Origin of the sequence: Kineococcus endophyticus, from assembly GCF_040796495.1 — a bacterium.
GTDB classification, from domain to species: domain Bacteria; phylum Actinomycetota; class Actinomycetes; order Actinomycetales; family Kineococcaceae; genus Kineococcus; species Kineococcus endophyticus.
On sequence record NZ_JBFNQN010000008.1, the window covers coordinates 120,520 to 146,578 of the forward strand.

Sequence of the window (26,059 nt, forward strand, 5' to 3'; positions counted from 1 at the left end):
TCGCACCCAGACCTGGAGCCCGTCGTGCCCGCCTTGCGTTCCCGTACCTCGACCCACGGCCGGAACATGGCCGGAGCGCGCGCCCTGTGGCGTGCGACCGGCATGACCGACGGCGACTTCGGGAAGCCGATCGTCGCGATCGCGAACTCCTACACGCAGTTCGTCCCCGGCCACGTCCACCTCAAGGACATGGGGGACCTCGTCGCCGGCGCGATCGCCGAGGCCGGCGGTGTCTCCAAGGAGTTCAACACGATCGCCGTCGACGACGGCATCGCGATGGGGCACTCGGGGATGCTGTACTCCCTGCCCAGCCGGGAACTCATCGCCGACTCGGTCGAGTACATGGTGAACGCGCACCAGGCCGACGCCCTCGTGTGCATCTCGAACTGCGACAAGATCACCCCGGGCATGCTCATGGCCGCGATGCGCTTGAACATCCCGGCCGTGTTCGTCTCCGGCGGGCCGATGGAGGCCGGCAAGGCCGTCGTCGTCGACGGCGTCGCGCACGCGCCGACGGACCTGATCACCGCCATCGCCGCCTCGGCGTCCGAGCAGGTCACCGAGGCCGGCCTCGACGCGGTCGAGCGGTCCGCCTGCCCGACGTGCGGGTCCTGCTCGGGCATGTTCACCGCGAACTCCATGAACTGCCTGACGGAGGCGCTCGGACTGTCGCTGCCGGGCAACGGCTCGACGCTCGCGACGCACGCCGCGCGACGGGACCTGTTCCTGCGCGCGGGGTCCCTCGTCGTCGAGCTCGCGAAGCAGTACTACGACGGCGACGACGAGTCGGTGCTGCCCCGGAACATCGCCGGCAAGGCCGCGTTCTCGAACGCGATGGCCCTCGACGTGGCCATGGGCGGTTCCACGAACACCGTGCTGCACATCCTCGCCGCCGCGCAGGAGGCCGGGCTCGACTTCACCCTGGACGACATCGACGCGGTCAGCCGCCGCGTCCCGTGCCTGTCGAAGGTCGCCCCGAACTCCGACTTCCACATGGAGGACGTCCACCGCGCCGGCGGGATCCCCGCGATCCTCGGTGAGCTGTGGCGCGCGGGGTTGCTCGAGGAGGACGTCCGCACCGTCCACAGCCCCGACCTCGCGTCCTGGCTGCAGGAGTGGGACGTCCGCGCCGAGTCGCCGTCCGCAGCGGCCGTGGAACTGTTCCACGCCGCGCCCGGCGGGGTCCGCACGACCCAGGCGTTCTCGACGCAGAACCGCTGGAACTCCCTGGACACGGACGCGGTGGGCGGCTGCGTCCGCGACCTCGCGCACGCCTACACCGCGGACGGGGGCCTCGCCGTCCTCGAGGGCAACCTGGCCACCGAGGGCGCCGTCATCAAGACGGCCGGCATCGACCCCTCGCTGTTCCACTTCGAGGGAACGGCCATCGTCTTCGAGTCCCAGGAGGATGCCGTCACCGGCATCCTGTCGGGGGCCGTGCAGCCCGGCCACGTCGTCGTCATCCGCTACGAGGGCCCGGCCGGCGGGCCGGGGATGCAGGAGATGCTGCACCCCACGTCGTTCCTCAAGGGCCGTGGCCTGGGCAAGGTGTGCGCACTCGTCACCGACGGCCGCTTCTCCGGTGGGTCCAGCGGCATCTCGATCGGTCACGTGTCGCCCGAGGCGTGGGCGGGCGGACTCATCGGGCTCGTGCACGACGGCGACGCGATCGTGGTCGACGTCGAGACCCGCGGTCTGCACCTGCGCGTGCCGGACGACGTCCTGGCCGAGCGCCGCGCCAAGATGGAGTCGTCCGAGCGTCCGTGGGAACCCCTCGACCGCGACCGTCCGCTGACCGGCGCCCTGCGCGCCTACGCCGCGATGGCGACGTCGGCCTCGACGGGTGCGGTCCGGAAGGTCCCGGACCGCACCCACGGCTGAAGCGGGAGGGTCAGGCGGAGGCGACGACGGAGTCGCCGTCCACCTGCACCGGCAAGGACTTCAGGGGTTCGGTCGCCGGCCCCTGGAGGACCTTGCCCGTGAGGAGCTCGAACCTCGAGCCGTGGCACGGGCAGTCCAGCTCCTCGTCCTTCAGAGCCACCGCGCACCCCTGGTGGGTGCACAGGCCGCTGAACGCCGCGACCTGTCCGGCCTCGGGCTGGACCACCACGACGGCCGACCCCTTCGCGTCCTGGACGACGACACCGGAGCCGACCGGCACGTCGGCCAGCTTCGTCAGGGCCTGACCGCCCGAGGCGCTGGCCGATCCGCCGGCCGAGGACGTCGGGGCGCTCGAGGAGGACGCCGAGGATGACGTCGAGGAGGACGAGGCGGCGCCGGGGGACGTGCTGGCGTCGTCGCTGCCGCAGGCCGCGAGCAGGGAGCCCACGCCGAGGGTTCCACCGGTCACGGCCAGGCCGCGCCGGGTCAGGACCGTGTTCTGCAGGGGGTGGGGGGTCTTCCGGTCGTCGGTCACGATCGTCCTCCGTGCGTCGGTGGTCCGTGCGGTGGAGTGGCCGCACGGGTCCTGCGACGGTGACACGAGACGGACGACCGCGCGGTTCAGGGTTAGCGTGCGCTCCGTGGACACCGGTCGCCTGGCGCACGTGCGGTGGCTCGGCGGGGGCTCGGGTGCGGCGAAGTCGACGGTCGCCCGCGAGCTGGCCCGGCGCCACGGGGTGGACGTCTACGACACGGACGCCGCGATGGCCGACCACGCGCGCCGGCTCGCCCCGGGGCGGGCTCCGCTGCTGCACCGGTTCCTCGCGATGTCGATGGACGAGCGGTGGGTGCTGCGCGACCCGGCCGAGATGCTGGACACCTTCCACTGGTTCGCCGGGGAGGGCTTCGACCTCCTCGTGGCGGACCTGCTGGAACGGCCGGCGGACCGGATCGTCGTGGCCGAGGGGTTCCGGCTCCTGCCGGGTCTGGTGCTGCCCCTGACCGGGGCGGCCGCCGGCCGGGCGCTGTGGCTGCTGCCGACGCCGGACTTCCGGCGTCGGGCGTTCCGCGGACGCGGCTCCGAGGGCGACGTCGCCGGACGCACGAGCGACCCGCCCCGGGCCCTGGCCAACCTCCTGGCGCGCGATGCGCTCTTCACCGCGCGCCTGGGCGCGGATCTCGCCGACCGGGCACCGCAGGCGGTGGTGCCGGTCGACGGCGGGCGCCCGCTCGGCGCGCTCGTCGAGGACGTCGCCGAGCGGTTCGGACTCGGACCCGCGACGGTCAGGCCTCCAGCGCCGTGAGGTACTGGTCGGCCCAGGCGCTGATGATGCGGGCCGCGCGCCGGGCCTGACCACGCGCGGTGAGCAGGTGGTCGGACCCCTCCAGCGAGACGAAGCTGCGCGGGTGCGGGGCCGCCTTGAAGATCGCGCTGGCGTTCTCGACGCTGACGGTGGAGTCGGTGGGGGAGTGCATGACGAGCAGAGGGACCGTGAGCCGGCGCACGTGCTGCTTGAGGTCGGCGTCGCGGACGTCCTCGACGAAGGCGCGCTTGAGGGTGAGCGCGCGGCCGCCGACGAGCCACTCGGCGTGCCCGTCGGCCATGACGCGGTCCACGAGCGCGTCGTAGTTGTGCTCGACGTGCCGGGGTTCGCTCGGGGCGCCGACGCTGACGACCGCCTGCAGACCGGGCACCCGGCCAGCGGCCGCGAGAACCGCTGCGCCGCCGAAGGAGTGCCCCACGAGCAGGGCTGCGGGAGTTCCGCGCTCGGCCATGAAACCGGCCGCGAGCACGGTGTCGTCGACCTTGTGCGTGAAGGACCCGTCGCCCCAGTCGCCCTCGGACTGGCCCAGCCCGAGGTTGTCGAACCGGAGCATGCCGATGCCCTCCTCGGCGAGCCCCTTGCAGATGCGCGCGGCGGCCGGGGAGTCCTTCCCCAGGGTGAACCCGTGGGCGAAGATGCCCCACCCCCGGACCGGCCCGGCGGGGACGTCGAGCAGGCCGGCCAGTCGCTGCCCCGTCGAACTCGTGAAGGACACCGCGTCAGCCATGCCGACGACCCTAGTGGCCCGGGCGCAGCCGGTGGGGTCGTCGGCCCGCCACGGCGGGAGGGCACTGGTGGTCGCCCCACCCGGCACGGCAGAGTTGAGCGACCGCACGACGAGGAGGACATGTGCACCACCACCGGAGCCAGCCCCCACCGCCCGTCCCGGAGGACCTGCTCGCCGGGCTGGAACCGCTGCGGCGCGAGACCTTCGCGCTGCGCGTGGCGCGGTGGTGGCCGGACCTCGCCGCCGGCCTCGCCGACGTCTACCCCTCCGACGTCGCCGCCACGGCGGGGGAGCGGTTGCTGCGCGCGGCGGCCACGGCCTACGCCGCCCGCGACGAGGCCCTGCACCGGCTGGACCAGGAGCGGACCTTGCGTCCGGACTGGTTCCAGGACCCGGCGCTGGTGGGCTACGCGGCCTACACCGAGCGCTTCGGCGGGACCCTGGCCGGGGTGCGGGACCGGTTGGACCACCTCGAGGACCTGGGGGTGGGGTACCTGCACCTCATGCCCGTCCTGCGGCCGCGCGAGGGCGACAGCGACGGTGGGTACGCCGTCGCCGACTACCGCGACGTGCGGGCGGACCTGGGGACGGTCGAGGACCTGGCCGACCTCGCGACCTCGTTGCACAAGCGCGGCATCAGCCTCGTGCTGGACCTCGTCCTGAACCACGTGGCCCGCGAGCACGCGTGGGCGCAGGCGGCCCGCGCCGGGGACGAGCGCTACCGGCGGTACTTCCACGTCCACCCCGACCGAGCGGTGCCCGACGCCTACGAGCGCACGTTGCCGGAGGTGTTCCCCGACTTCGCCCCGGGGAACTTCAGCTGGGACGACGGGCTCGACGCCTGGGTGTGGACGACGTTCAACTCCTTCCAGTGGGACGTCGACTGGTCCAACCCCGACGTGCTGCTCGAGTACACCGAGATCGTCCTCTTCCTGGCCAACCTCGGGGTGGACGTGCTGCGGCTGGACGCCATCGCGTTCATCTGGAAGCGGCTGGGGACGAACTGCCAGAACCAGCCCGAGGTCCACAGCCTGACGCAGGTCCTCCGTGCGGTGACCCGCATCGCCTGTCCCGCAGTCCTGTTGAAGGCCGAGGCGATCGTCGCCCCCGACGACCTGGTGCACTACCTGGGCCGGGGACGGCACCACGGTCGGGTCAGCGACCTCGCCTACCACAACACCCTCATGGTGCAGATCTGGTCGATGCTGGCCGCGCAGGACGTCACGCTGGCCACCCACGCCCTGCGGTCCCTCCCCCCGGTCCCGGCCTCGACGGCGTGGATCACCTACGTCCGCTGCCACGACGACATCGGCTGGGCCGTCTCCGACGCCGACGCAGCGGCCGTGGGGCTCTCGGGTCACGAGCACCGGCGGTTCCTGTCCGACTGGTACTCCGGGACGTTCCCCGGGTCGACCGCGCGCGGACTGGTGTTCCAGGAGAACCCCGCCACCGGCGACCGGAGGATCAGCGGGTCGGCCGCAGCCCTCGTGGGGTTGACGGCGGCCCGGGCGGGCGGCCCGGACGGCACCGTGGACGAAGCCGCCGTCGACGGCGCGGTCGCGCGCCTCCTGCTGGCCCACACCGTCGTCATGGGCTGGGGCGGGATCCCCGTGGTCTGGATGGGCGACGAACTCGCCCTGGACGGCGACCCGGCCTGGGCCGCCGTCCCTGAGCAGGCCGCGGACAACCGCTGGGTGCACCGGCCCTGGTTCGACGACCGGGAACTGTCCGCGGCGGCGGACCCGTCGACGGTGCCCGGCCGCGTCCTGAGCGGCTTCCGCCACCTGGCGAGGGTGCGGGCCTCCCTGCCGCACCTGCACGCCTCGGTGGCCGCCGAGGTGCTCGAGATGTCCGACCCCGGGGTGCTGGCCGTCCTGCACCGCCACCCCGAGGGGAACCTCCTCTCCCTGTGCAACGTGACCGAGGGCTGGCGGTCCTGGCCGGGGTTCCGCCTGGAAGGTCTGGGGCTGACGCAGGCGCAGGACGCGCTGACCGGAGGGCCGGTGCCCCGCGGCGGCGACGGCGACGTGTGGCTCGCGCCGTGGCAGGCGGTCTGGCTGGTCGCCTCCGACGTCTGAGGCGGTGTCCCGAGTTCCCCTGTCCCGGAAGCCAGGACCCGGAGGGAGAGGGGAACTCGGGAGCGCGCCCTGCACCACGGAACCCGTCGGTGCGCACGGGGAACGTCACTCCGACGGTCGCACCCGCACGGGCGGTTCCACCCTGCGGAACGTCAAGCACGCTGTTCCCGCGTGTCGAAGGGGTGGAGTCGCGCTTCCGTCCTCGAGCACCGGGGACCGCGACGGTCCGGCGGAGCCGGGCGGAGGAGGTCGGACGGATGACGCGACTGCGGTGGACCATCGGGAAGCGACTGGCAGCGGGTTTCGCCCTCGCCGCCGTCCTGCTCACGGTGGTCGGTGGGATCTCCTTCCGCAGTTCCGGCCAGCTCGCCGAGAACGAGGCCGCCGTCAACCACACCTACGCGGTGCTCACCGCCGTGGACACCGTCACGGCCGACCTGAAGGACGCCGAGACCGGCCAGCGGGGTTTCGTCATCACCGGCGCGGACGACTACCTCGCCCCGTTCACCGCGGCGACCCAGGCGGTGAACGGTCACCTCGACGAGGTCGCCCGCCTCACGGCGGACAACCCCGCGCAGCAGCAGCGCATCGCCCAGCTGCGCCCGCTGGTGCAGCAGAAGGTCGCGGAGATGCAGCAGACCATCGACCTGCGCCGCGAGAAGGGTTTCGAGGCCGCCCAGGCCGTCGTCCTCACCAACGCGGGCAAGGCCGTCATGGACCAGATCCGTGCTCTGACGGGCCAGCTGCGCGGTGAGGAGGAGTCCCTGCTCACGGTCCGCGCCGCGGCGTCCGAGCGTGCGCACACCACGATCGAGCGCACCGTGGTCGGCGGCACCGCCGTGGGGCTCGTCGCCTTCGTCGTCATCGGTCTGCTCGTGACCCGCAGCGTCCTCACGCCGCTGCGCGCCCTGAACTCCCGCCTGGCCGACATCGCCGACGGCGACGGCGACCTGACCCAGCGCCTCGCCGAGGACCGTCGCGACGAGTTCGCCGACACCGCGGCCGGGTTCAACCGGTTCGTGGTCAAGGTGCAGGAGACGGTCCGCGAGACCGCGCAGGCCGCCGACGCCGTGACGACCGCGACGCAGGGCCTGCACGGCACCGCCGGCCGGATCGAGGCGTCGGCGGAGGCCGTGAGCGGCCAGGTCGCCTCCATGGCCGCGGCCGCGGGCCAGACCTCGGCGAACGTGCAGTCGGTGGCCGCCGGCGCCGAGGAGATGGGGGTCTCCATCGAGGAGATCTCGCTGAACACCACGCAGGCGGCGGGGGTGGCGGCGGAGGCCGTCGCGCTGGCCGACGCCACGACGCGGACGGTCGAGGCGCTGGGGGAGTCCTCGCGAGGCATCTCCGACGTCGTGCAGACCATCACGGCCATCGCCGCCCAGACGAACCTCCTGGCGCTCAACGCGACCATCGAGGCCGCGCGGGCCGGCGACGCGGGCAAGGGGTTCGCGGTCGTGGCCTCGGAGGTCAAGGACCTCGCCCAGGAGACCGCGACCGCGACCGGCGACATCACCGGGCGGGTCCAGACGATCCAGCAGGACACCGCCCGCGCCGTCGACGCCATCGCCCAGATCAGCGAGATCATCTCGCGCATCAACGCGTTCCAGACCACCATCGCCGCCGCGGTCGAGGAGCAGTCCGCGACGACGCGGGAGATGTCCCGCAGCGTGACCGAGGCAGCGGACGGGTCCGCGCAGATCGCGGCCGTCGTCCACGACGTCGCCTCCGCGGTCTCCGAGACGGGGGCCGGCGTCCGGTCGACCCGCGAGGCCTCCGAGGACCTGGCCGGGATGGCCGACCGGCTCAAGGCCGTCGTGGGGCGCTTCCGCTACTGAGGGCGCCTTCCCCCGGCCACTCCCGCACGGCAGGATGCGGGGGCATGACGCGCGACGTCCAGGTCACCTTCGACGCGGCCGACCCCCGGCGGCTGGGCCGGTTCTGGGGCGAGGTCCTCGGCTACGTGGACATGCCGCCCCCGGCTCCGCACGGGACGTGGGAGGAGGCCCTCGCCGCGTGGGGCGTCCCGCAGGAGCGGTGGGAGGAGGCGTGGGCGGTCGTGGACCCCGAGGGCCGCGGCCCCCGCCTGTACTTCCAGCGCGTCCCGGAGGACAAGGCCGGCAAGAACCGCGTGCACCTCGACGTGCGGGCGGCTCCGGGGGCGCAGGGGGAGGAGCGGATGGCCGCCCTCGCCGCGGAGGCGGAACGGCTGGTGGCGCTGGGGGCCCGGGTCCTGGAGCGACACTCCCCGGAACCACCCTTCGGGGCCGGCCACGTCGTGCTGGCCGACCCCGAGGGGAACGAGTTCTGCCTGGACTGAGCCCGGCAGGTGGGGAGGATCAGGCCAGCGGCGACGGGCCGAGCTCGTCGAGCAGTTCCTGCATCTTCTTGTACGCCTTGTTGCGGTAGTCGATGAGGGCGGCGAGCTTCTCGGGGTCGAGCTCGAGGAACCCCGAGCCCGTCTTCGTCCCGAACTTGCCCTGCTCGACGAGCGCGGTCAGGTTCGCCGGCGCCGAGAGGCGCTCACCGAAGTGGCCCTCGAGGACCTTGAAACCCTTGGCGTAGACGTCGAGGCCGGCCATGTCGGCGATCGCGAACGGGCCGAAGAAGGGCAGGCGGAACCCGAAGGTCGTGGAGACGATCGTGTCGACGTCGGCGGGGGTGGCGACACCCTCGTCCACGACCGACATGGCCTCCTTCAGCAGGACGTACTGCAGGCGGTTGAGGACGAAACCGGGGACGTCCTTGACCTGGGCGCCCCGGCGTCCCGCACGCGTCAGCAGGTCGTCGATGAGCGGCAGGACGGCCGGGTCGGTCGCCTCGCCGGTGACGAGCTCGACACCGGGGATGAACGGCGCCGGGTTGGAGAAGTGCACCGTGAGGAACAGCGACGCGTCCTCGAACGCCTCGGCCAGCACCTTGACGGGGATGGTGGAGGTGTTCGTCCCGATGATCGTGCCCGGGGTCACGGCCTTCTCGACGCGCGAGAGGACGTCCTTCTTGACCGTCGGGTCCTCGAAGACGGCCTCCTCGACGAAGTGCACGTCGGCGACGGCCTCCTCGATGGAGTCCGCGGGGTGGAACTTCTGCTTCAGCACCTCGGTGCTGCCCTGCGCGAACAGGCCCTGCGCCTCGAAGAGCTCGGACTCCTTCAGCAGACGCTCGTAGTTGCGCTGCGTGGACTCCTTGTCGGCGTCCGCGAGCCACACGTCGTTGCCGGCGAGGGCGAGGGACTGGGCGATGCCGCCGCCCATGTAGCCGGTGCCGATCTGGGCGACCTTGGTGATCTTGTCGGTGCGGGGTGCAGTGGGCACGGAACTCTCCTAGGAGTGGTCGTCCGCTCGGTTGAGCGGGTGGGCCGCGATCTCCTCGATCACGGCCTGGAAGTTGGCGACGTCGTGGGCGAAGCGGCCGAGGAACAGGCCGTCGACCCCCTCGGCGACGTCGGTGAACATGCCCGGGCCGGCGCTGCCGCCGTAGAGGATGCGCGTCAGGCCGCGGCGGTGCGACAGGGCGTCGCGCAGGCGCGTGGTGACCCCGACCACGTGCTCCGGGGGTGCGGGCTCGGTCTGACCGATCGCCCAGTTGGGCTCGTAGCCGATCGCGACCTCGGCTTCGGACGGGACGTCCTCGAGCGCGGCCAGGACCTGGCTGATCGTGGTGCGGGCGGCGTCGGCGACGTCGATGCGGACGTTCTCGCCGATGCACACCAGGGGGACGAGACCGTTGCGAGCGGCGGCGGCCGCCTTGCGCGCCGTGACGATGTCGTCCTCGGCGAACATCCGCCGCCGCTCCGCGTGGCCGATCTCGACGAAGCGGGCCCCCGCCTCGCGCAGCGCGGCGGGGGACACCTCACCCGTGAGAGCCCCGAAGTCCTCCCACGACGCGTCCTGGGCCCCGATGGCGATCCCCGTCCCGCGCAGCAGGTCCAGACCCGTGGTCACAGTGAGGAAGTCGGGGATCACGAAGGCGTCCACCCCGGCCTCGGCCACCACCGGACCGAGGGCCGCCACGTCGGCGAGGTAGCTCCGCGTCCGGGCCAGCGAGAAGTACATCTTCAGGCTGACCCCGACGAGCGGGCGGGGGCGGGTCGTCATGGTGCGCAGGGCTCCGGTCTCGAGGGGCAGGTCTCAGCAGGAAGGGACGCTACCCGCCTCGTCCGACGCGCCCGTCTCGTACCCCGTGATGGCGTCGACCTTGGCGGCCGAGGCGCTGGAGGTGTCGAAGACGTAGCCGAGGAACTCCTTGGCCAGCCGCCGCGCCAGCTCCTTGCCGATGACCCGCTCGCCCAGCGTCAGGACCTGGCCGTCGTTGGACAGCACCAGCCGCTCCACCGAGAAGGAGTCGTGGGCGACCGAGGCGCGGATGCCCGGCACCTTGTTGGCCGCGATGGCCACGCCCATGCCCGTCCCGCACACGAGGATCCCGCGGTCGGCCTCACCCGCGGCGATCTTGCGGGCCGCGGCGACGGCCACGTGCGGGTAGGCGGTCTTGTCCGTGTCGGCGTTCACGCCGACGTCGATGACCTCCTTGACCCGGGGGTCCTCCAGCAGGTCGGCCTTGATCGCGTCCTTGTACGAGACACCGGCCTCGTCGGCGCCCAGGACGACGCGCCACTGCAGATCAGTCATGTCCTTCTCCTCCTCAGAGCTTGTCGGCGACGGTGCGGGTCACCAGCGCCAGCGAGACGGCGCCGGCGTCGGGGTGGCCCAGGGACCGTTCGGCCAGCGGCCGGGCCCGGCCGATCTGCGGGCGCAGGTCCTTGGTCGCCTCCGCGGCCTGCGTGGCGGCCTGGGCGGCGGTGGTGAACGCCGTCTTGAGGTCATCACCGGCGGCGATCCGCTCGGCCAGGGTCTCCGCGAACGGGACCTGGGAGTCGAGCATCGTCTTGTTGCCGACCCGCGCCCCGGCGAGACGCATGACGGCCTCCACCGAAGCGGTGGCGCCCTCGGAGACCTGCTCGGCCGACGGCTTGCCCTCGTCGCCCAGCTTCTCGGCGAACGCGTGCAGCAGCACCCCCCAGATCACTCCGGAGGTCCCGCCCGCGCGGTCCGCCCAGGCGGCACCCGCGGCCGACAGCGTGGACCCGGCACCTGCGCCGGCGTCCGCCGCGGTGCGGGCGGCCTGAGCGGCCGCGACGGAGCCGTTGACCATGCCGGTGCCGTGGTCACCGTCCCCGGCGATGGCGTCGATGCGGCCCAGTTCGGCCTCTGCGTCCTTGAGCACGTCGCGGACGGCCTCGATGAGCCCCGCGATCTTCTGCCCGGACTCGGCCGCCTCGGCGGGGGTGCCGGTGTAGTCGGCGACCTCGTCCTCGGGGACGACGTAGGTCGGAGCCGGGGTGGTCTCGATGGTCGCGCCCACGGACAGGGCCGGGCACTGCGCCGGGTCGGTCCAGAGCTTTTCGAGCTCCTCGTCCAACCACGTGACGGTCAGCGAGCAACCCGCCATGTCCAGGCTGGTGACGAGTTCGCCGACCTGCGGAGCCACGATCTCGTAGCCCGCCGCGCGCAGCTGCTTCGCGATGGGCACGTAGAGCAGGAACAGCTCCTCGTACTTCGTCGCCCCGAGGCCGTTGACGAGGACCGCGACCCGGCCCGAGTCGGGCGCCGACTCCGGCTTCCCGGCGAGGACCTTCTCCACCAGCAGGGTGGCGATCTCGGTGGGGGTGCCGATGGGTTCCTCGGAGATGCCGGGTTCGCCGTGGATGCCGAGGCCGATGGCCATGTTCCCGGGCGTCACCGTGAACAGGGGTTCCGTCTCACCCGGCAGGGTGCAGCCGGCGAACGCGATGCCCATGGAGCGGGTGACGTCGTTGGCGTGACGGGCGACCCGGACGACGTCCTCGAAGCCGTAGCCGGCTTCGGCGGCCGCGCCGGCGATCTTGAAGGCGACGACGTCACCGGCTATGCCGCGGCGCTCTCCGTTGGCGCCCTGGCCCTCACTGGCGACGTCGTCGGTGACGACGAGCAGTTCGGCGGGAATCCCCTCGGCGCGCAGGCGTTCGGCGGCCAGGCCGAAGTTGAGGATGTCCCCGGCGTAGTTGCCGAAGCCGAGCAGGACCCCGCCGCCGCGGTGGGCGGCCTTGGCGACGTCGTAGACCCAGCGGGTGGAGGGGGAGGCGAAGACGTTGCCGCACACGGCGCCGTCGGCAAGTCCCGGGCCGACGTAGCCGGCGAAGGCGGGGTAGTGGCCCGAGCCGCCGCCGGCGATGACGGCGACCTTGCCCTCGGGGGTGGCGGTGGAGCGGATCACCCCGTGCGGGACGGGCTGGACGTAGTGGGAGTACAGGTCCACGAAACCGGCGACGGACTCGTCGACGAACTCCGCGGGGTCACCGAAGATCTTGGTCATCTGGACGGTCTCCTTCGATCGCTCAGTGCTTCGCAGCGCCGCTGCTGAACGGCTGGAACGGGGTCGCCTTGGGCAGCACGCGGCGGATGTACTCGCGGTTCGTCGCACCCACGCTGATGCTGTCGCCGCCGTAGTGTTCCACGCAGAACGCGCCGCGGAAACCGGCGTCGAGGGCCATCGCGATGGCCTTGCGGTAGTTGATCGTCCCGAACTCCAGGGGAGCCGGGTGGGTGCGCACCGAACCGGTCGAGGGTTCCTCGTCGCGGTAGTAGTTCTTGAGGTGCCAGTAGTTCGTGTACGGGAACGTCTTGGCGGCGATCTCCTCCCACGGCTCCACCTCGCGGTGCAGACGCAGGATGTTGCCGAAGTCGGGGTTGAGGCCGACGTTGTCGTAGCCGACGTCCTGGACGAACTGGACCATGCGGTCGGCGGTGCCGAGGTAGGTGTCCTCGTACATCTCCAGCGCGATCTGCACGCCCACCTCCTGGGCGTGCTTCGCGAGTTCCTTGATCTTGCCCACCGCCACGGCGCGGACGTCGTCGCTGAAGTCGTCGGCGTAGCCGGGCTCGAGCCAGAACCACAGGGCCTTGGCCTGCGCCGGGGTGAACCCGCGCATGAAGCCGAAGTTCACGACCGGGATGCCGATGGCGGCGCACGCGTCGATGGCGCGGTGGGAGTAGGCCAGGTTCTCGTCGGCCTTCTCGTGGTCCATGACCGAGCGGCGCGAGGTGGAGAACGCCGGGATCTGCAGACCCGAGGCGCGCACGGTGCGGGCGAACTCCTGCTGACGCTCCGGGGACAGGTCCGCGATGCGGATCCAGGTGTCCGTCGGGTCGATGCACGTGTACCCGGCGTCCGTCATGACCTCGAAGGTCTGCGCCCAGCCCTCGGCCGACTGCTCCTGCACCGTCGAACCGTCCGGCAGGACGTGCGGGTGGGGCATCATCGGCACCGTGATCGGCCAGTTCTGACGGGTCAGCACGGCCGGGAAGCCGTCGAACACGCGGGTGGCGTCGTCGCTCACGTTCTCACTCCTGAGGTCGTCGTGACACGGATTCTATAGAAAATCATGGAGCTTGGCGAGTGCCCGGCCGGACGTGTCACCCGACCGCGCGTTCGAGCACGCGCTCGAGGTGGACGCGCATGGCCGCCGCGGCGGCGGCCGGGTCCCGCCGCTCGAAGGCGCGGACGATGGCCTCGTGCTCGGCCACGCTCTCGTGGGCGTCGCTGACCCGGTCCTCGTCCTGGTGCAGGCGCTGCACGAAGCCGCGGAAGGAGTCCAGGGTCCGCACGATGAAGGGGTTGGCCGTCCCCTCGGCCAGCAGCTCGTGGAAGGACCAGTCGGCCTCCAGGTAGTGCTTGAAGCCCGAGTACCCCGGGCCCGTGGGGGCCTCGCGCTGCTCCTCGACCGCCGCCCACAGCCGGGCCACGAAGGCGTCGTCGGTCCGGGCGCAGGCCCGCTCGGCGTTGCCGGGTTCGACCAGCAGGCGGACGTCGACGAGCTGGCCCAGCTCCTCGCTCGACAGCAGGGGGGCCGCCCGGTACCCGCGGCGCGCGCTGCGCACGACGAGACCGGAACCCTCGAGCCGGGCCAGGGCCTCGCGGACGGGGGTGGCCGACACGCCGAGGCGGTCGGCGAGGGTCTGGGTGCGCAGTGCCGAGCCGGGTTCGAGCCCGCGGTTCATGAGGAGTTCGAGGATCGCGTCGTGCACGGTGTCCGTGAGCCCGCGGGGAGTCGTCACCGACCAGTCGTCCATGGGACCGGGACGCTACCGGCTACGGTTGCGGGGGTGAGCGCCGACACCAGCACCTCGCAGGGCACCCCCTCCGCGGAGGACGAGGTCCTCGACCTCTGCCGCGACCTCATCCGCATCGACACGTCGAACTACGGCGACGGTTCCGGTCCCGGCGAACGCGTCGCCGCCGAGCACGTCGCCGAACTGCTCCACGAGGTCGGGTTGCAGCCCCAGTACGTCGAGGGGTTCCACGGCCGCGGCAACGTCGTGGTGCGGGTGCCGGGGGACGAGCGCGGCACGGCCGAGCGGGGTGCGCTCCTGCTGCACGGTCACCTCGACGTCGTGCCCGCCCGGGCCGCGGACTGGAAGGTCGACCCGTTCGCGGGCGAGGTCGCCGACGGCTGCCTGTGGGGTCGCGGCGCCGTGGACATGAAGGACATGGACGCGATGCTGCTCGCCGTCCTGCGTGAGACGACCCGCGCCGGGACGCGCCCGCCGCGCGACCTCGTGTTCGCGTTCCTCGCCGACGAGGAGGCCGCCGGGACCCAGGGCGCGCAGTGGCTCGTGGAGAACCGTGCCGACCTGTTCGAGGGCGTCACCGAGGCGGTCAGCGAGGTCGGGGGTTTCTCCGTCGACCTCGACGGCCAGCGCACGTACCTCCTGCAGACGGCGGAGAAGGGCCTGGCCTGGTTGCGCCTCGTCGCGCACGGCCGCGCCGGCCACGGGTCGCAGGTGGGGACGGACAACGCCGTCACCCGGTTGTGCGCGGCCGTCACGCGCATCGGGGGCCACACCTGGCCGCTGGAGTACACGGCCACCGTCCGGCAGTTCCTGCAGGGCGTCTCGGAGATCACCGGTGTCGCCTTCGACGAGGACGACCCGTCGGCGCTGCTGGCCACCCTCGGGACGACGGCCCGGTGGGTCGGCGCCACGCTGCAGAACACGGCGAACCCCACGGTCCTCGAGGCCGGGTACAAGCACAACGTCATCCCCGGCACGGCGACCGCGCTCGTCGACACCCGGTTCCTGCCCGGGCGCCAAGAGGAACTCATGGCGACGATCCGGGAGCTGGCCGGTGACCGCGTCGACGTCGAGGTCGTCAACGAGTCGGTCGCCCTCGAGACGGAGTTCGCGGCCCCGCTCGTGGACCGGATGCGGTCGGCGCTGGAGGCCGAGGACCCCGGCGCGAAGGTCCTGCCGTACTGCCTCTCCGGCGGGACCGACAACAAGTCGTTCTCCCACCTCGGCATCCGGGGCTACGGGTTCGCGCCGCTGCGGCTGCCGGCGGGCATGGACTTCGCGGGCATGTTCCACGGTGTCGACGAGAGGGTCCCGGTGGACGCCCTCGAGTTCGGGGTGCGCGTGCTGCGGCGGTTCGTGGCGACCTGCTAGGCGGTCGCCCGGTGGTCTGAGACGACTCAAGCGCGTCCCCTCCGGTGCCGATGGTCTCCCGTCGGAGTTCTGACGAGGGGAGCTGTTCACCGTGTCGTTGACCACCCGGATCGTGGGGGCCGCAGCGTCGTTGGCCGTGGTGGCCGTCGCCACCGGTACGTGTGGAGTGCTGGCGACGCGGTCGGTGTCGCAGGACATCGACCAGCTCTCCACGGGGCCGTTGCAGCGGCAGAGCACGGTGCGCGCCATCGAGCTCGCCAGCAGCGACATCGCCACGCTCGCGCTCAGCGGTGCCTTCGTGCCCGGTCAGGGTCCGCGTGTCGCCCCCGAACTGGACAAGCGTCGCGCGGAGGTGACCTCGAGCATCACGAAGCTCGCCACGCTGGTCCCCGCGTCGGAGAAGGGGCTCGTCGAGGACCTGCGCACGCAGTACCAGGCCGGAGAGGCGGCGGGGCAGCAGATCCTCGCAGCCAAGGACGAGGCGTCGGCGGCCGCCGCCAACCAGGCGTACAACACGGCGCAGGCCGGGTTCGCGAAGGACATCACGACGCTCAGCGACAGTGCCGACGCCGCGGTCACGGCCGCCGTCGCCGAGGGCCGGTCGCAGGCGCAGCGGGCGCTGGTGCTGACCCTGGGACTGCTGACGGTGGGCTTCGGCGTCTCGGCCGGCGTCGTCACGCTGACGGTCCGCCGCATCCGCTCCGACGCCCAGGCCATCGTCGACGTCGCCCAGGCCCTCGAGCGCGGCGACCTCACGGCCACCAGCGGTGTGCAGAACTCCGACGAGCTGGGTCGGGCCGCCGCGGCCCTGGACCGCGCCCTGGCGCAGCTGCGCGTCGACATCTCCTCGGTCGCGGACGGGGCGGGCACGCTCGGCCGCACCTCGGCGGCCCTCGCCGACCGCAGCGTCGAGGCGGGGTCGGCGTCCCAGCGCACCGGCCGCAGCGTCGAGCTCGTCGCCGGTGACGTCGCGTCGGTCGCGACGAACCTGCAGGCCATCGGAGCCGGGGCCGACGAGATGGGCAGCGCGATCCGCGAGATCTCCTCCTCTGCCGCCGACGCCACCGGCGTCGCGGCGCAGGCGGTCCAGGTCGCCGACGACACCACCGCGACCGTCTCCCGACTCGGGGAGTCCTCCGCCCAGATCGGCTCGGTCGTCAAGGTCATCACGGCCATCGCCGAGCAGACGAACCTGCTGGCCCTCAACGCGACCATCGAGGCCGCGCGCGCCGGGGAGATGGGCAAGGGCTTCGCCGTCGTGGCCGGGGAGGTCAAGGAGCTGGCGCAGCAGACCGCGCGCGCCACCGAGGACATCTCCCGTCAGGTGCAGGCGATCCAGGACGACACGACGGGCGCGGTCTCGGCCATCGGGTCGATCGCCGAGGTCATCTCCCGCATCAACGACCTGCAGACGACGATCGCCTCGGCGGTCGAGGAGCAGACGGCGACGACGTCGGAGATCGCCCGGTCGATCGCCGAGGCCGCCGCCGGCGCCGACCGGGTGGACGGCGGCGTCCGCGAGGTGTCGGACGCGACGCGCACCACGGTGCAGACCGTCGAGTACGCGCAGCAGGCCGCTCAGGAGGTGGCGGGGATCTCCTCGCAGCTGCAGACGCTGGTGGGCCGCTTCCGCTTCTGAGCCGCCCGCACGTCGGGCGCGGCGGTCAGGGCAGGTCGAGGACCAGGAGGGGTTCGCGCCCCTCCGGTCCGGCGGCCACCCGGGAGACGCAGACGCAGACGGAGCCCCCGTCGGCCTGCTGGTCCTCCGACAGGTAGACGTCCCGGTGGTCCACGACGCCGTCGACCCGGCGGACGGGCAGGACGCACAGCCCGCACTCGCCCTTGAGGCAGTCGTACATGAGGTCGGCCCCGCTGCGCTGCAACGACTCCAGCACCGTGCTGCCGGGGTCGACGACCGTCTCGATGCCGAGGGCGGGCAGCTGCACGCGGAACGCCTGCGCCGCGTGCCGTCCGGAACTGCCGAACGTCTCGTACCGCAGCGCGGTGGACGGCAGGCCGTGCCGTCGCCAGGCGTGGGTCACGGCGTCGAGCAGGGCCAGCGGACCGCACACGTAGGCCTCGGTGCCGGGGGCCTGTCGTGCCGTGCGGGCGAGCAGCGCGTCGACGTCGAGGCGGGTGCCCTCGTCGGAGACCGCCGGCTGGACCCGCTCGCCCAGTTCGGCCTGCAGGTCCGCGAGGTAGGGCATGCGGTCGCGGGAACGGCCCGCGTAGACGAGGTCCACGTGGGCGCCGAGGCGCGTGAGGGTCCGGGCCGCGGCCGCGAGCGCCGTGATCCCGACGCCACCGGCGATCAGCAGGTAGCGCTCGGCGCCGATGCGCACGGGGAAGTTCTGCAAGGGACCGGTGCAGCGCAGCACGTCCCCGGGGCGCAGGCCGTGCACGTGGGCGGAGCCGCCGCGGCTGGTCGGCGACAGGTGCACGGTGAGGGCGAGGCGCGAACCGTCGGGGCTGGAGTCGACGACGGAGTAGGAGCGGACCTCGGGCCGCACGCCACGGTCACCGTCGGGGACCTCGACGCGGACGTCGAGGTGGGTGCCGGGGTCGGCGCGACGGCGAGCGCCGGCGGGGGGTTCGAGCACGACGCGGCGGATGCCGGTGGCGACGTCGGCGGTCTCCACGACGCGGGCGTCGTGGAAGGTGCGGGCGTTCACGAGGTGACCTGCGAGGGGGTGCTGCTGGGGACGGGCAGGGAGCGGCCCTCGGCGGCGAGCATCCGGTCGAGGATGCGGCGCACCCACATGCCGCCGGCGTCGATGGTGAGGCTGTAGAACACCTTGTCGGGGTTCGCGTCGATCGCGCGCTGCTGGGCGACGAGCATGGCCTCGTCCTCGGCGAAGACGCCGTGGACGCCTTCGCGCAGCTGGGTGGTGATGAGCTGGCTCTCGAGGCGGTAGTTGCGCATGAACGCCCAGAAGTAGTGCGACGTGGTGTCGGTCTCCGGGGTGATGGTGTTCATGACGTAGCCGTTGACGCCGCGGGAGCGGTCGCCCTCGGGGGCTCCGGTGCCGGCTTCGGCGACCCCGACGTCGATGCAGATGGTCGAGGGCGCGTAGTAGTGGATGATCTGCCAGCGGTCGACGCGGCCGGAGAAGCCGGGGAACTTGTCGCGCATGTTCTTGAGCCAGAAGGGCGGGGGTTCGACGTCGCGCATCCAGCGGGTGACGGTGACGCTGCCGTCGTCCTCGTGGCGGGTGGTGAACTCGCTCTCGGACAGTTCGGCCTGGCCGATGCTGGAGCCGTGGACGAACTCCTCGTGGGTGAGGTCCATGAGGTTGTCGAGGATGAGCTGGTAGTTGCAGGGCGCTTCGATGGTGAGGCCGTCGCCGGCCCACTCGGGGGAGTCCATCTGGTGCATGTCGGGGATGGTGTCGGCGTCGGCGAGCAGGGGGTCGCCGGGCCAGACCCAGACGTAGCGGTAGCGCTCGACGACGGGGTGGGAGGTGACGAGGGCGCTGGGGTTGACGGTGGGCTGGGCGGGCATCGAGGTGCAGCGGCCGGCGGCGTTGTACTGCAGGCCGTGGTAGGGGCACTGGATGCCGTCGCGGCCGACGAGCTTGCCCTGGGACAGGGGGGCGAGCCGGTGCCAGCAGGCGTCGTCGAGGGCGACGGGGCGTCCGTCCTGGGTGCGGTAGAGGGCCAGGGGCCGGCCGGCGACGGTGCGGGCCACGGGGGCCTTGGCGGTGACCTCGTGGTCCCAGGCGGCGGCGTACCAGGCGTTCAGCGGGTACGGGAAGATCTTGGCGGTCACGCGCCCGGGGACGTCGAGCTCGGTCACGGGGTCCTCCTGGTTCATCGCGGCGGTGCGGTGGGAGCCGGTGGCTCGCGCTCCGCACCTTCCGGCGCGGTGGCGGTGTCCCGCCAGAGCTGATTCCGCACAGCGGAAGGCGGCGCGCCCAGCGTCCGGGAGATGCCGAGGGCTGCGGCGCGGACGGCGGGCCCGAGGGCGACGGGGGAGGCGGCGCCGCTGTGGACGACGAGCGAGACGGCGGCGACGACGTCGCCGTCGGGGCCGCGGACCGGGGCGGCGACGGACACGGCGTCGGGGGTGACCTCGCGGTCGCTGACGGCGACCCCGGTGCGGCGGACCTCGGCGAGCGCGGCGCGCAGCCGGGCCGGGTCGGTGACGGTGTGCGGGGTCCAGCGTCGGACGGGCAGGGCGAGGGCGGCCTCCTGGACGTCCGCGGGGGCGTGGGCCAATAGCGCCCGGCCGACGCCGGTGGAGGCCAGGGGGAAGCGGGTGCCCACCCGGGTCATGACGGTGACGGCGTCGCGGCCGGTGAGGCGTTCGACGAAGACGCTCTCCAGGCCCTCGCGGACGGCCAGCTGGACGTTCTCCCGCGTGGCGACGTAGAGGTCCTCGAGGAAGGGGAGGGCTGCGTCGCGCAGGGCGTTGCCGCGGGGGGCCAGCGAGCCGATCTCCCACAGGCGCAGGCCGACGTGCAGCGTGCCGTCGGGACCGCGCTCGAGGGCGCCGCAGCGCAGCAGGTCACCCACGATGCGGTGGGTGGTGGTCAGGGGCAGGCCGGTGGCGGCCGCGAGGTCGGCCAGCCGCTGAGACCGGCGCGCGGGGGTGAAGGCGGCGAGCACCTCGAAGGTGCGCGACGTGAGGGTCACCCGGACAGCATGCCCCGTCCACATCAGGATTGACAGGGTTCCTGTCGATCTGCACACTCGAGCCGTGGTCGTCCCCCGACCGCGGCAGGACACTTGGCAGGACCCCCCCGACGACCCCGACGACGTGGACCGAGGAGCAGCACCCGTGGACGGCTTCGACACCCTGCTCGACCGTGGACTGGGGTCGTGGCCTGCGCGCCGCGCCCGCATCGACCCGGACGCGACGGCTCTCAGCCAGGCGGGCCGGACGCGCAGCTACCGCGAGCTCGCGGTGCGCACCGACCGGCTGGCCGGTGGTCTGGCGGCCCTGGGCGTGCAGCGCGGTGACCGGGTCGCCTACCTGGGTCTGAACGACCTCGCGGCCGTGGAGCTGCTCTTCGCCTGCGGCCGTGCGGGGGCCCTGTTCGTCCCCCTCAACATCCGCCTCGTCGCCCGCGAGCTGGCGTTCGCGCTGCGCGACTCCGGGTCCGAGGTCCTCGTCGTCGGGCCGGGGGTGGACGCCGTCGCCGCCGCGGTCATCGCCGAGGACGTGCCGCTGCGGGCCGTGTTGTCGATCGTCGAGGTGCCGGGGGTCGCGTCGGCTCCGCTGGAGGAGGTGCTGCTGGGGGCGGACTCCGCTCCGGCGGTCGCCTGCGCCTCCCTCGAGGACCCCGCCGTCCTCCTCTACACCTCCGGGACGACCGGCCGACCCAAGGGCGCCGTGCTGACCCACGGGAACCTCACGTGGAACACGCTGAACCAGCTCACCCACGTCGACGTCTCGCGCCGGGAGCGGGCCCTGTGCACGGCGCCGATCTTCCACGCGGTGGGGCTGGGGCAGATCACGCTGCCGACGCTGCTCAAGGGGGGGCGGGTCGAGGTCCTGCCGCGGTTCGACGCCGCCGGCCTGTTGCGCACCGTCGAGGAGTTCCGCGCGTCGAGCTTCGCCTGCGTCCCGACGATGCTGCAGATGATGGTGGACCACCCCTCCTGGCCGGAGGCGGACCTGTCGTCCCTGCACACCGTCGTCTACGGAGGCTCGGCCGTCCTGGAGCGCGTCGCCGCCGCCTGGCGCGAGCGCGGCGTCGAGGTCGTGCAGGGCTACGGCATGACGGAGGCCGCCCCCGGCGTGTTCATGGAGACCCCGGCCGACGGTGTCCCCCGGCCGACGTCGGTGGGAGCGCCGCACTTCTTCGTCGACGTCGCCGCCGTCGGCTCCGACGGACGGCCCGTGCCGCTGGACCCCTCCACGACCCCCTCGGAACTGCTCGTGCGCGGCCCGAACGTCTTCGCGGGGTACTGGGGACGCCCCCAGGACAGCGCCGACGCCTTCACCGGCGAGGCGGGGGACTGGTACCGGACCGGTGACGTCGTGGACGTCGACGACGAGGGCCGCGTCCGGGTCGTGGACCGGCTGAAGGACCTGTTCATCTCCGGCGGCGAGAACGTCTACCCCGCTGAGGTGGAGGCCGTCATCGCCAGCCTGCCGGGGGTCGCGACGACGGCCCTGGTCGCCGTCGCGGACGACCGCTGGGGCGAGGTGGGCGCCGCCTACGTGACGGCCCTGGAGGGCGTCACGCTCGACCCTGACGAGCTGCGCGAGCAGTTGCGCACCCGGATCGCGGCCTACAAGGTGCCCCGGTGGGTGTTCTGCGTCGAGGAACTGCCCATGGGCGGCACCGGCAAGATCCGCCGCGTCGACCTGCGCAAGCGGGCCGCGGACGACGTCGCCGCCCTCCTCGCCGCCCAGCCACCCGCGCAGCAGGTCGTGCCCCGGTGAGCGCCCCGGGCCTGGAGGAACTGTTCACCCTGCGCATCGAGGTCGGCGACCCCGTCGACCTCGGCCCCGCCCCCGACGGGCACCGCCGCATGGTCCCCATCGTCGGGGGCACCCTCGACGGACCCGGCGGGTTGACCGGTCGCGTCCTGCCCGGTGGTGCCGACCACCAGGTGCTGACCCCCGGGTTCGCCCTCCTCGACGCGCAGTACGTCGTGGAGACCTCGGCCGGTGACCGCCTCTCGGTGCACAACCGCGGCGTGCGCAGCGGATCGCCGCAGGACATGGCGGCCCTGGCGCGCGGCGAGGTCGTCGACGCCGACCGGGTGTACTTCCGCTGCACCCCGCGACTGTCGAGCGCGGCGCCCGACTGGGCGTGGGTCTGCGGCCGCGTGTTCGTCGCCGACGCCCGCCGGCACCCCCGGCGGGTCGACGTCCAGGTCTTCACCGTCCTCTGAGCACCCCGAACCGTTCCACCACAGGAGGAATCAGCACATGAGCACCACGTTGCAGGGCAAGGTCGCGGTCGTCACCGGCGCCGGGGCGGGCCTCGGCGCCGCCTACGCGGTCGCCCTGGCGCAGGCGGGTGCCGCGGTCGTCGTCAACGACGCCGTCGAGGCGGCCGCTCGCAGCACCGTCGAGGCGGTCGAGGCCGCCGGCGGGCGCGCCGTGGCGGTGGTCGCGCCGGTGGGGTCGGCCGAGACGGCGCAGCAGCTCGTCGACACGGCGCTGGCCGAGTTCGGCGGGTTCGACGTCCTGGTGACGAACGCGGGGATCCTGCGGGACAAGTCGTTGCTGAAGATGAGCGACGACGACTTCGACGCCGTTCTCGCGGTCCACGTCCGGGGTACGTTCTCCTGCGTCCGCGCCGCGTTCGCCTCGTTCAAGGAGCGGGGTGTCCCCGGCCGCATCGTCACGATCGGTTCGCCCACCGGCCAGCGCGGGAACTTCGGCCAGACGAACTACGCGGCCGCCAAGGCCGCCGTCGTCGGCATGGTCCGCACCTGGGCGCTGGAGATGAAGAAGGCGCAGGTGACCGTGAACGCGGTCGTCCCCGTCGCCGCGACCGCCATGACCCGCACCATCCCGTACTTCACGGCCGCCGTGGAGGCGATGGACGCCGGTGAGCCGATCCCGTCGTTCTACCGGCAGGACCTCGGGTTCGGGACCCCCGAGGACGTCGCGGGTCTCGTGGTGTTCCTCGCCTCCGACGAGTCCGCCGGCATCAGCGGTCAGGTCCTCGGGGCCGGCGGGGACCGGCTGCAGGTGTGGAGCCACCCCGAACCCGTCCTGACCGTCCACCACGAGGGCGGCTGGGACGCCGAGACCATCGCGGGGCAGTTCGCCCCGACGTTGCGCGAGAACCTGCAGTCCGTCGGCGAGCGGTTCCCCGAACTGCCGGCCGACCTCGTGCGCCCGCAGGCCTGAGCCCCGTGTACCGCCCGGAGATCGACGTCGACGCCGTCACGGCCGTCGACACCCACGTCCACGTGGAGGTCGGCGACCACGGTCACTGCTCGCTGCCGCCGGACCTCGCTGCCGCCGCCGCGAAGTACTTCCGCACCGACGGCGTCACGCCCGACATCGCCTCGATCGCGCAGTTCTACCGGGAGCGGTCCATGGCGGCGGTGGTGTTCACCGTCGACGCCGAGCACCAGCTGGGCCACCCGCCCATCCCCAGCGAGCAGGTCGTGGAGCAGGCCGCCGACCACGCCGACGTCCTCGTCCCGTTCGGTTCGGTCGACCCGCACCGGCCCGACGCGCTCGACCGCCTGCGGTCCCTCGCCCTCGACCACGGCGCCCGGGGTTTCAAGCTGCACCCCACGGTGCAGGGTTTCGACCCCTCGGCGCCGCAGCACCGCCCGTTCTGGGCCGCGCTGGCCGAGCTGGGACTGCCCGTGGTCGTCCACACGGGTCAGACGGGCATCGGCGCGGGGGTGCGGGGAGGGCACGGGTTCAAGCTGCGCTACTCCGACCCCATGCTGCTCGACGACGTCGCCGCGGAGTTCGGCGACCTGACGTTGATCTTCGCCCACCCCTCCGTCCCGTGGCAGGACGAGGCGATCTCCATCGCGACCCACAAGGCGAACGTGGCGATCGACCTGTCGGGGTGGCGGCCGAAGTACTTCCCCCCGGCGCTGGTCCGGGCGGCCGACACGTTCCTGCGCCACCAGGTGCTGTTCGCCTCCGACTTCCCCCTCATCCACCCCGACGTGTGGATGGAGGACTTCGCCGACCTCCCGATCCGCGACGAGGTGCGGCCCCTCATCCTGCGCGACAACGCGTTGCGCATCCTCGGGCTCCGTCCCGAGCCCACCGACCCCACCGAGGAGAACCGATGACCACCGACAGCACCACCCCCCAGAAGGTCGTGCGCTTCGAGGAACTGACCGGTCTGGTCGGCACCGAGGTCGGCCCGTCGAGCTGGTTGCTCGTCGACCAGGAGCGCATCGACCGCTTCGCCGTGGCCACCGGGGACGACCAGTGGATCCACACCGACCCCGAACGTGCCAAGGACGGCCCCTTCGGCGGGACCATCGCCCACGGGTTCCTCACGCTGTCGCTGCTCATCCCGCTGTGGTCGGAGGTCTTCGACGTCGAGGGCGTCACGACCAAGGTGAACTACGGGATGGACCGCGTCCGGTTCACCGCCCCCGTCCCCGCGGGCTCCCGCGTCCGCTTCGCCGGGACGCTCAAGGAGGTCACCGAGGTCAAGGGCGGCGTGCAGCTGACCGTGTCCGGCGCCATCGAGATCGAGGGCCAGGAGCGGCCGGCGGTCGTCGTCGACTTCCTCGCCCGCTTCTACGCCTGACCACCGTGGAAACCACCGTCGGCTCCCGCACCGCCCGTGCGGGGGCCGACGGCCCGGGCTGCGCAGCAGCGGACGTAGGGTTGGATGGGGCGGTGACCAGCCAGACCGACGTGACCCTGCTGTACCTCATCAAGCAGGTCGAGCTCGCCATCCGCAACCGGCTGGACGCCGTCGTGGGCGCGCACGGGCTGACGTCGCTGCAGTACACGGCCCTGACCGTGCTGGAACGCCACCCCGGGATGACCTCGGCCGACCTGGCGCGCAACTCCTTCGTGCGGGCCCAGACGATGGCACAGATGGTCGTGGACCTCGAAGCGAAGGGGCACCTGTCGCGCGAGGTCGACGAACGCTCCCGGCGCCGGATGCTGCTGACGCTCACCCCGACGGCGCAACGCGTCCTCGAAGAGCTGCGCGAGCCCGTCGCCGAGATCGAGGAGGAGATGGTGCGCGGGCTCGGGGTGCGCGAACGGGAGACGTTCCGCAAGGCCCTGCAGGTGTCGCGCCGGGCGCTGGGGGAGACGCCCCCTCGGTGAGCGCCCTCGCGTCGTAGGGTGCGCCGGTGCCCCGCTACGACCGAGACGAGATCGCCCGCCGCGCCGGGCACGCCAGCTGGCGCGAGGCCGTGCAGGCGACGGCCGACCTGCCGCAGCAGGAGGCGGGCCGCCTGCTCGGCGTGAGCCACCCCACGATCCGCGTCTGGCGGGCCGAGCTCGGACTGGGGCCGGCGGCCGCCCGTCCCTCCGCCGCCGACACCGCCGCCGCGTTCCGGGCCGACCCGGACGATCCCCGGCACGGCAGCGCCAACGGCTACCGCAACCTGCGGTGCCGCTGCGAGGCGTGCACCGCCGCGTGGACGGCCTACCAGCGCGACCGGCGAGGCTGAAGCGCCGTCAGTCCCCGGTGGTGACGCCGGTGGCGGCGTCGAGGGCCTCGCGGGGGGTGGTGCCGTCCTCGCGGGCGACGACGGCGTCGATGAAGCCCGTCAGCGTCTCGGCGACGGGCGCGTCCCCGCGGGCCTCCCAGTGGTCGTGGTCGACGGCCTCGGCGAAGTCGGCGAAGCCCGCCGCGGCGGCCGCCTGGTCCTCGTAGCTGCCCTCGGTGACCTGCAGCCAGTGCTGCCAGGCCGCGGGGAACGCCTGCCCTTGCTCCTGCGACTCCGCGAAGCGCAGGACGGTGCCGACGGTCTCGGCGTCCAGGCTGTGCGGGGCGAAGGCCAGCACGGTCGCCGCCTGCGGGTGGTCGGCGATGATGTCGAGCGTCCCCGCCCGCTCCGCGTCGTCGAGGAACCGCTCCAGGCTGCGGTGGTTCCCCGCCGGCCAGGGCATCTTGTTCGCACAGTGCGTCCGCCGCGTCGTCGCCATGC

At 72.9% G+C, this 26,059-nt stretch carries 26 protein-coding genes; 14 read left to right on the plus strand and 12 right to left on the minus strand.

Translation table 11 applies throughout. The features are described 5' to 3' along the window. Positions 1-24: 24 nt before the first annotated feature. Positions 25-1,881, plus strand: coding sequence for a dihydroxy-acid dehydratase (gene ilvD / locus AB1207_RS12755; protein WP_367638752.1), 1,857 nt, complete (start codon positions 25-27; stop codon positions 1,879-1,881). A 10-nt stretch (positions 1,882-1,891) separates the two neighbouring features. Here the strand turns inward: ilvD and AB1207_RS12760 are convergent, their stop codons facing one another. Continuing rightward, on the minus strand, positions 1,892-2,416 hold the full coding sequence (locus tag AB1207_RS12760; protein WP_367638753.1) for a QcrA and Rieske domain-containing protein: 525 nt from the start codon (positions 2,414-2,416) through the stop codon (positions 1,892-1,894). A 106-nt stretch (positions 2,417-2,522) separates the two neighbouring features. On the opposite strand from AB1207_RS12760, the gene AB1207_RS12765 reads away from it, so the two are divergent. Continuing rightward, positions 2,523-3,185 (plus strand): hypothetical protein, encoded by a 663-nt coding sequence (locus AB1207_RS12765; protein ID WP_367638754.1) that lies wholly within the window; start codon positions 2,523-2,525, stop codon positions 3,183-3,185. On the opposite strand, the gene AB1207_RS12770 is transcribed toward AB1207_RS12765, so the two are convergent. Next, entirely contained in the window at positions 3,166-3,933 is a 768-nt protein-coding gene (locus AB1207_RS12770) for an alpha/beta hydrolase family protein (protein ID WP_367638755.1), read from the minus strand. The genes AB1207_RS12765 and AB1207_RS12770 overlap by 20 nt on opposite strands. 122 nt (positions 3,934-4,055) lie before the next feature. Here AB1207_RS12770 and AB1207_RS12775 point away from each other — a divergent pair, with 122 nt between their 5' ends. From AB1207_RS12775 to AB1207_RS12785, 3 genes are all read left to right on the plus strand, one after another. Continuing rightward, entirely contained in the window at positions 4,056-6,011 is a 1,956-nt protein-coding gene (locus tag AB1207_RS12775) for an alpha-amylase family protein (RefSeq protein ID WP_367638756.1), read from the plus strand. A gap of 257 nt (positions 6,012-6,268) precedes the next feature. Beyond that, complete coding sequence (locus AB1207_RS12780) at positions 6,269-7,849, plus strand: methyl-accepting chemotaxis protein (protein ID WP_367638757.1); 1,581 nt, start codon at positions 6,269-6,271, stop codon at positions 7,847-7,849. 44 nt (positions 7,850-7,893) lie between these two features. After that, positions 7,894-8,331: a VOC family protein gene (locus AB1207_RS12785; protein WP_367638758.1), complete on the plus strand. Its 438-nt coding sequence runs from the start codon at positions 7,894-7,896 to the stop codon at positions 8,329-8,331. Between the two features lie 19 nt (positions 8,332-8,350). On the opposite strand, the gene AB1207_RS12790 is transcribed toward AB1207_RS12785, so the two are convergent. The 6 genes from AB1207_RS12790 to AB1207_RS12815 all read right to left on the minus strand — a co-directional run bounded on the left by AB1207_RS12790 (position 8,351) and on the right by AB1207_RS12815 (position 14,122). Further along, positions 8,351-9,325: a 3-hydroxyacyl-CoA dehydrogenase family protein gene (locus tag AB1207_RS12790; protein WP_367638759.1), complete on the minus strand. Its 975-nt coding sequence runs from the start codon at positions 9,323-9,325 to the stop codon at positions 8,351-8,353. Between the two features lie 9 nt (positions 9,326-9,334). Next, positions 9,335-10,108 (minus strand): triose-phosphate isomerase family protein, encoded by a 774-nt coding sequence (locus AB1207_RS12795; protein WP_367638760.1) that lies wholly within the window; start codon positions 10,106-10,108, stop codon positions 9,335-9,337. A gap of 33 nt (positions 10,109-10,141) precedes the next feature. Next, a complete protein-coding gene (locus tag AB1207_RS12800) occupies positions 10,142-10,642 on the minus strand; it encodes a ribose-5-phosphate isomerase (protein WP_367638761.1) in 501 nt (166 codons plus the stop codon). Between the two features lie 13 nt (positions 10,643-10,655). Then, entirely contained in the window at positions 10,656-12,365 is a 1,710-nt protein-coding gene (locus tag AB1207_RS12805; protein WP_367638762.1) for a dihydroxyacetone kinase family protein, read from the minus strand. 22 nt (positions 12,366-12,387) lie between these two features. After that, positions 12,388-13,311: a sugar phosphate isomerase/epimerase family protein gene (locus AB1207_RS12810; protein ID WP_437178936.1), complete on the minus strand. Its 924-nt coding sequence runs from the start codon at positions 13,309-13,311 to the stop codon at positions 12,388-12,390. 154 nt (positions 13,312-13,465) lie between these two features. Further along, positions 13,466-14,122, minus strand: a complete 657-nt coding sequence (locus AB1207_RS12815) for a GntR family transcriptional regulator (RefSeq protein WP_367638764.1) — start codon at positions 14,120-14,122, stop codon at positions 13,466-13,468. 33 nt (positions 14,123-14,155) lie between these two features. On the opposite strand from AB1207_RS12815, the gene AB1207_RS12820 reads away from it, so the two are divergent. Continuing rightward, positions 14,156-15,493 carry a M20/M25/M40 family metallo-hydrolase gene (locus AB1207_RS12820; protein ID WP_367638765.1) on the plus strand — a complete coding sequence of 446 codons (1,338 nt, stop codon included), beginning with the start codon at positions 14,156-14,158 and terminating at the stop codon, positions 15,491-15,493. A 91-nt stretch (positions 15,494-15,584) separates the two neighbouring features. Further along, positions 15,585-17,132, plus strand: coding sequence for a methyl-accepting chemotaxis protein (locus AB1207_RS12825; RefSeq protein WP_367638766.1), 1,548 nt, complete (start codon positions 15,585-15,587; stop codon positions 17,130-17,132). A 25-nt stretch (positions 17,133-17,157) separates the two neighbouring features. Here the strand turns inward: AB1207_RS12825 and AB1207_RS12830 are convergent, their stop codons facing one another. The 3 genes from AB1207_RS12830 to AB1207_RS12840 are packed head-to-tail and all read right to left on the minus strand — an operon-like array spanning position 17,158 to position 20,152. After that, on the minus strand, positions 17,158-18,165 hold the full coding sequence (locus AB1207_RS12830) for a PDR/VanB family oxidoreductase (protein WP_367638767.1): 1,008 nt from the start codon (positions 18,163-18,165) through the stop codon (positions 17,158-17,160). Beyond that, positions 18,162-19,289: an aromatic ring-hydroxylating dioxygenase subunit alpha gene (locus AB1207_RS12835; RefSeq protein ID WP_367638768.1), complete on the minus strand. Its 1,128-nt coding sequence runs from the start codon at positions 19,287-19,289 to the stop codon at positions 18,162-18,164. The genes AB1207_RS12830 and AB1207_RS12835 overlap by 4 nt, the downstream gene beginning before the upstream one ends. Before the next feature lie 14 nt (positions 19,290-19,303). Further along, on the minus strand, positions 19,304-20,152 hold the full coding sequence (locus AB1207_RS12840) for an IclR family transcriptional regulator (protein ID WP_367638769.1): 849 nt from the start codon (positions 20,150-20,152) through the stop codon (positions 19,304-19,306). Between the two features lie 121 nt (positions 20,153-20,273). On the opposite strand from AB1207_RS12840, the gene AB1207_RS12845 reads away from it, so the two are divergent. From AB1207_RS12845 to AB1207_RS12875, 7 genes are all read left to right on the plus strand, one after another. Next, the gene (locus tag AB1207_RS12845) at positions 20,274-21,887 is read left to right on the plus strand and encodes an acyl-CoA synthetase (protein WP_367638770.1); all 1,614 of its coding nucleotides are present in this window, start codon (positions 20,274-20,276) and stop codon (positions 21,885-21,887) included. Continuing rightward, positions 21,884-22,342, plus strand: a complete 459-nt coding sequence (locus tag AB1207_RS12850; RefSeq protein WP_367638771.1) for a DUF3237 family protein — start codon at positions 21,884-21,886, stop codon at positions 22,340-22,342. The genes AB1207_RS12845 and AB1207_RS12850 overlap by 4 nt, the downstream gene beginning before the upstream one ends. 37 nt (positions 22,343-22,379) lie before the next feature. Continuing rightward, complete coding sequence (locus AB1207_RS12855; protein WP_367638772.1) at positions 22,380-23,312, plus strand: SDR family oxidoreductase; 933 nt, start codon at positions 22,380-22,382, stop codon at positions 23,310-23,312. Positions 23,313-23,317: 5 nt separating this feature from the next. Next, positions 23,318-24,226, plus strand: a complete 909-nt coding sequence (locus AB1207_RS12860; RefSeq protein WP_367638773.1) for an amidohydrolase family protein — start codon at positions 23,318-23,320, stop codon at positions 24,224-24,226. Continuing rightward, positions 24,223-24,696 (plus strand): MaoC family dehydratase, encoded by a 474-nt coding sequence (locus AB1207_RS12865; protein ID WP_367638774.1) that lies wholly within the window; start codon positions 24,223-24,225, stop codon positions 24,694-24,696. The genes AB1207_RS12860 and AB1207_RS12865 overlap by 4 nt, the downstream gene beginning before the upstream one ends. 92 nt (positions 24,697-24,788) lie before the next feature. Continuing rightward, positions 24,789-25,229 (plus strand): MarR family winged helix-turn-helix transcriptional regulator, encoded by a 441-nt coding sequence (locus tag AB1207_RS12870; RefSeq protein WP_367638775.1) that lies wholly within the window; start codon positions 24,789-24,791, stop codon positions 25,227-25,229. A 26-nt stretch (positions 25,230-25,255) separates the two neighbouring features. Next, positions 25,256-25,579, plus strand: coding sequence for a hypothetical protein (locus AB1207_RS12875; protein WP_367638776.1), 324 nt, complete (start codon positions 25,256-25,258; stop codon positions 25,577-25,579). A 7-nt stretch (positions 25,580-25,586) separates the two neighbouring features. Here the strand turns inward: AB1207_RS12875 and AB1207_RS12880 are convergent, their stop codons facing one another. Continuing rightward, positions 25,587-26,057 carry a hypothetical protein gene (locus tag AB1207_RS12880; RefSeq protein WP_367638777.1) on the minus strand — a complete coding sequence of 157 codons (471 nt, stop codon included), beginning with the start codon at positions 26,055-26,057 and terminating at the stop codon, positions 25,587-25,589. Positions 26,058-26,059 lie beyond the last annotated feature (2 nt).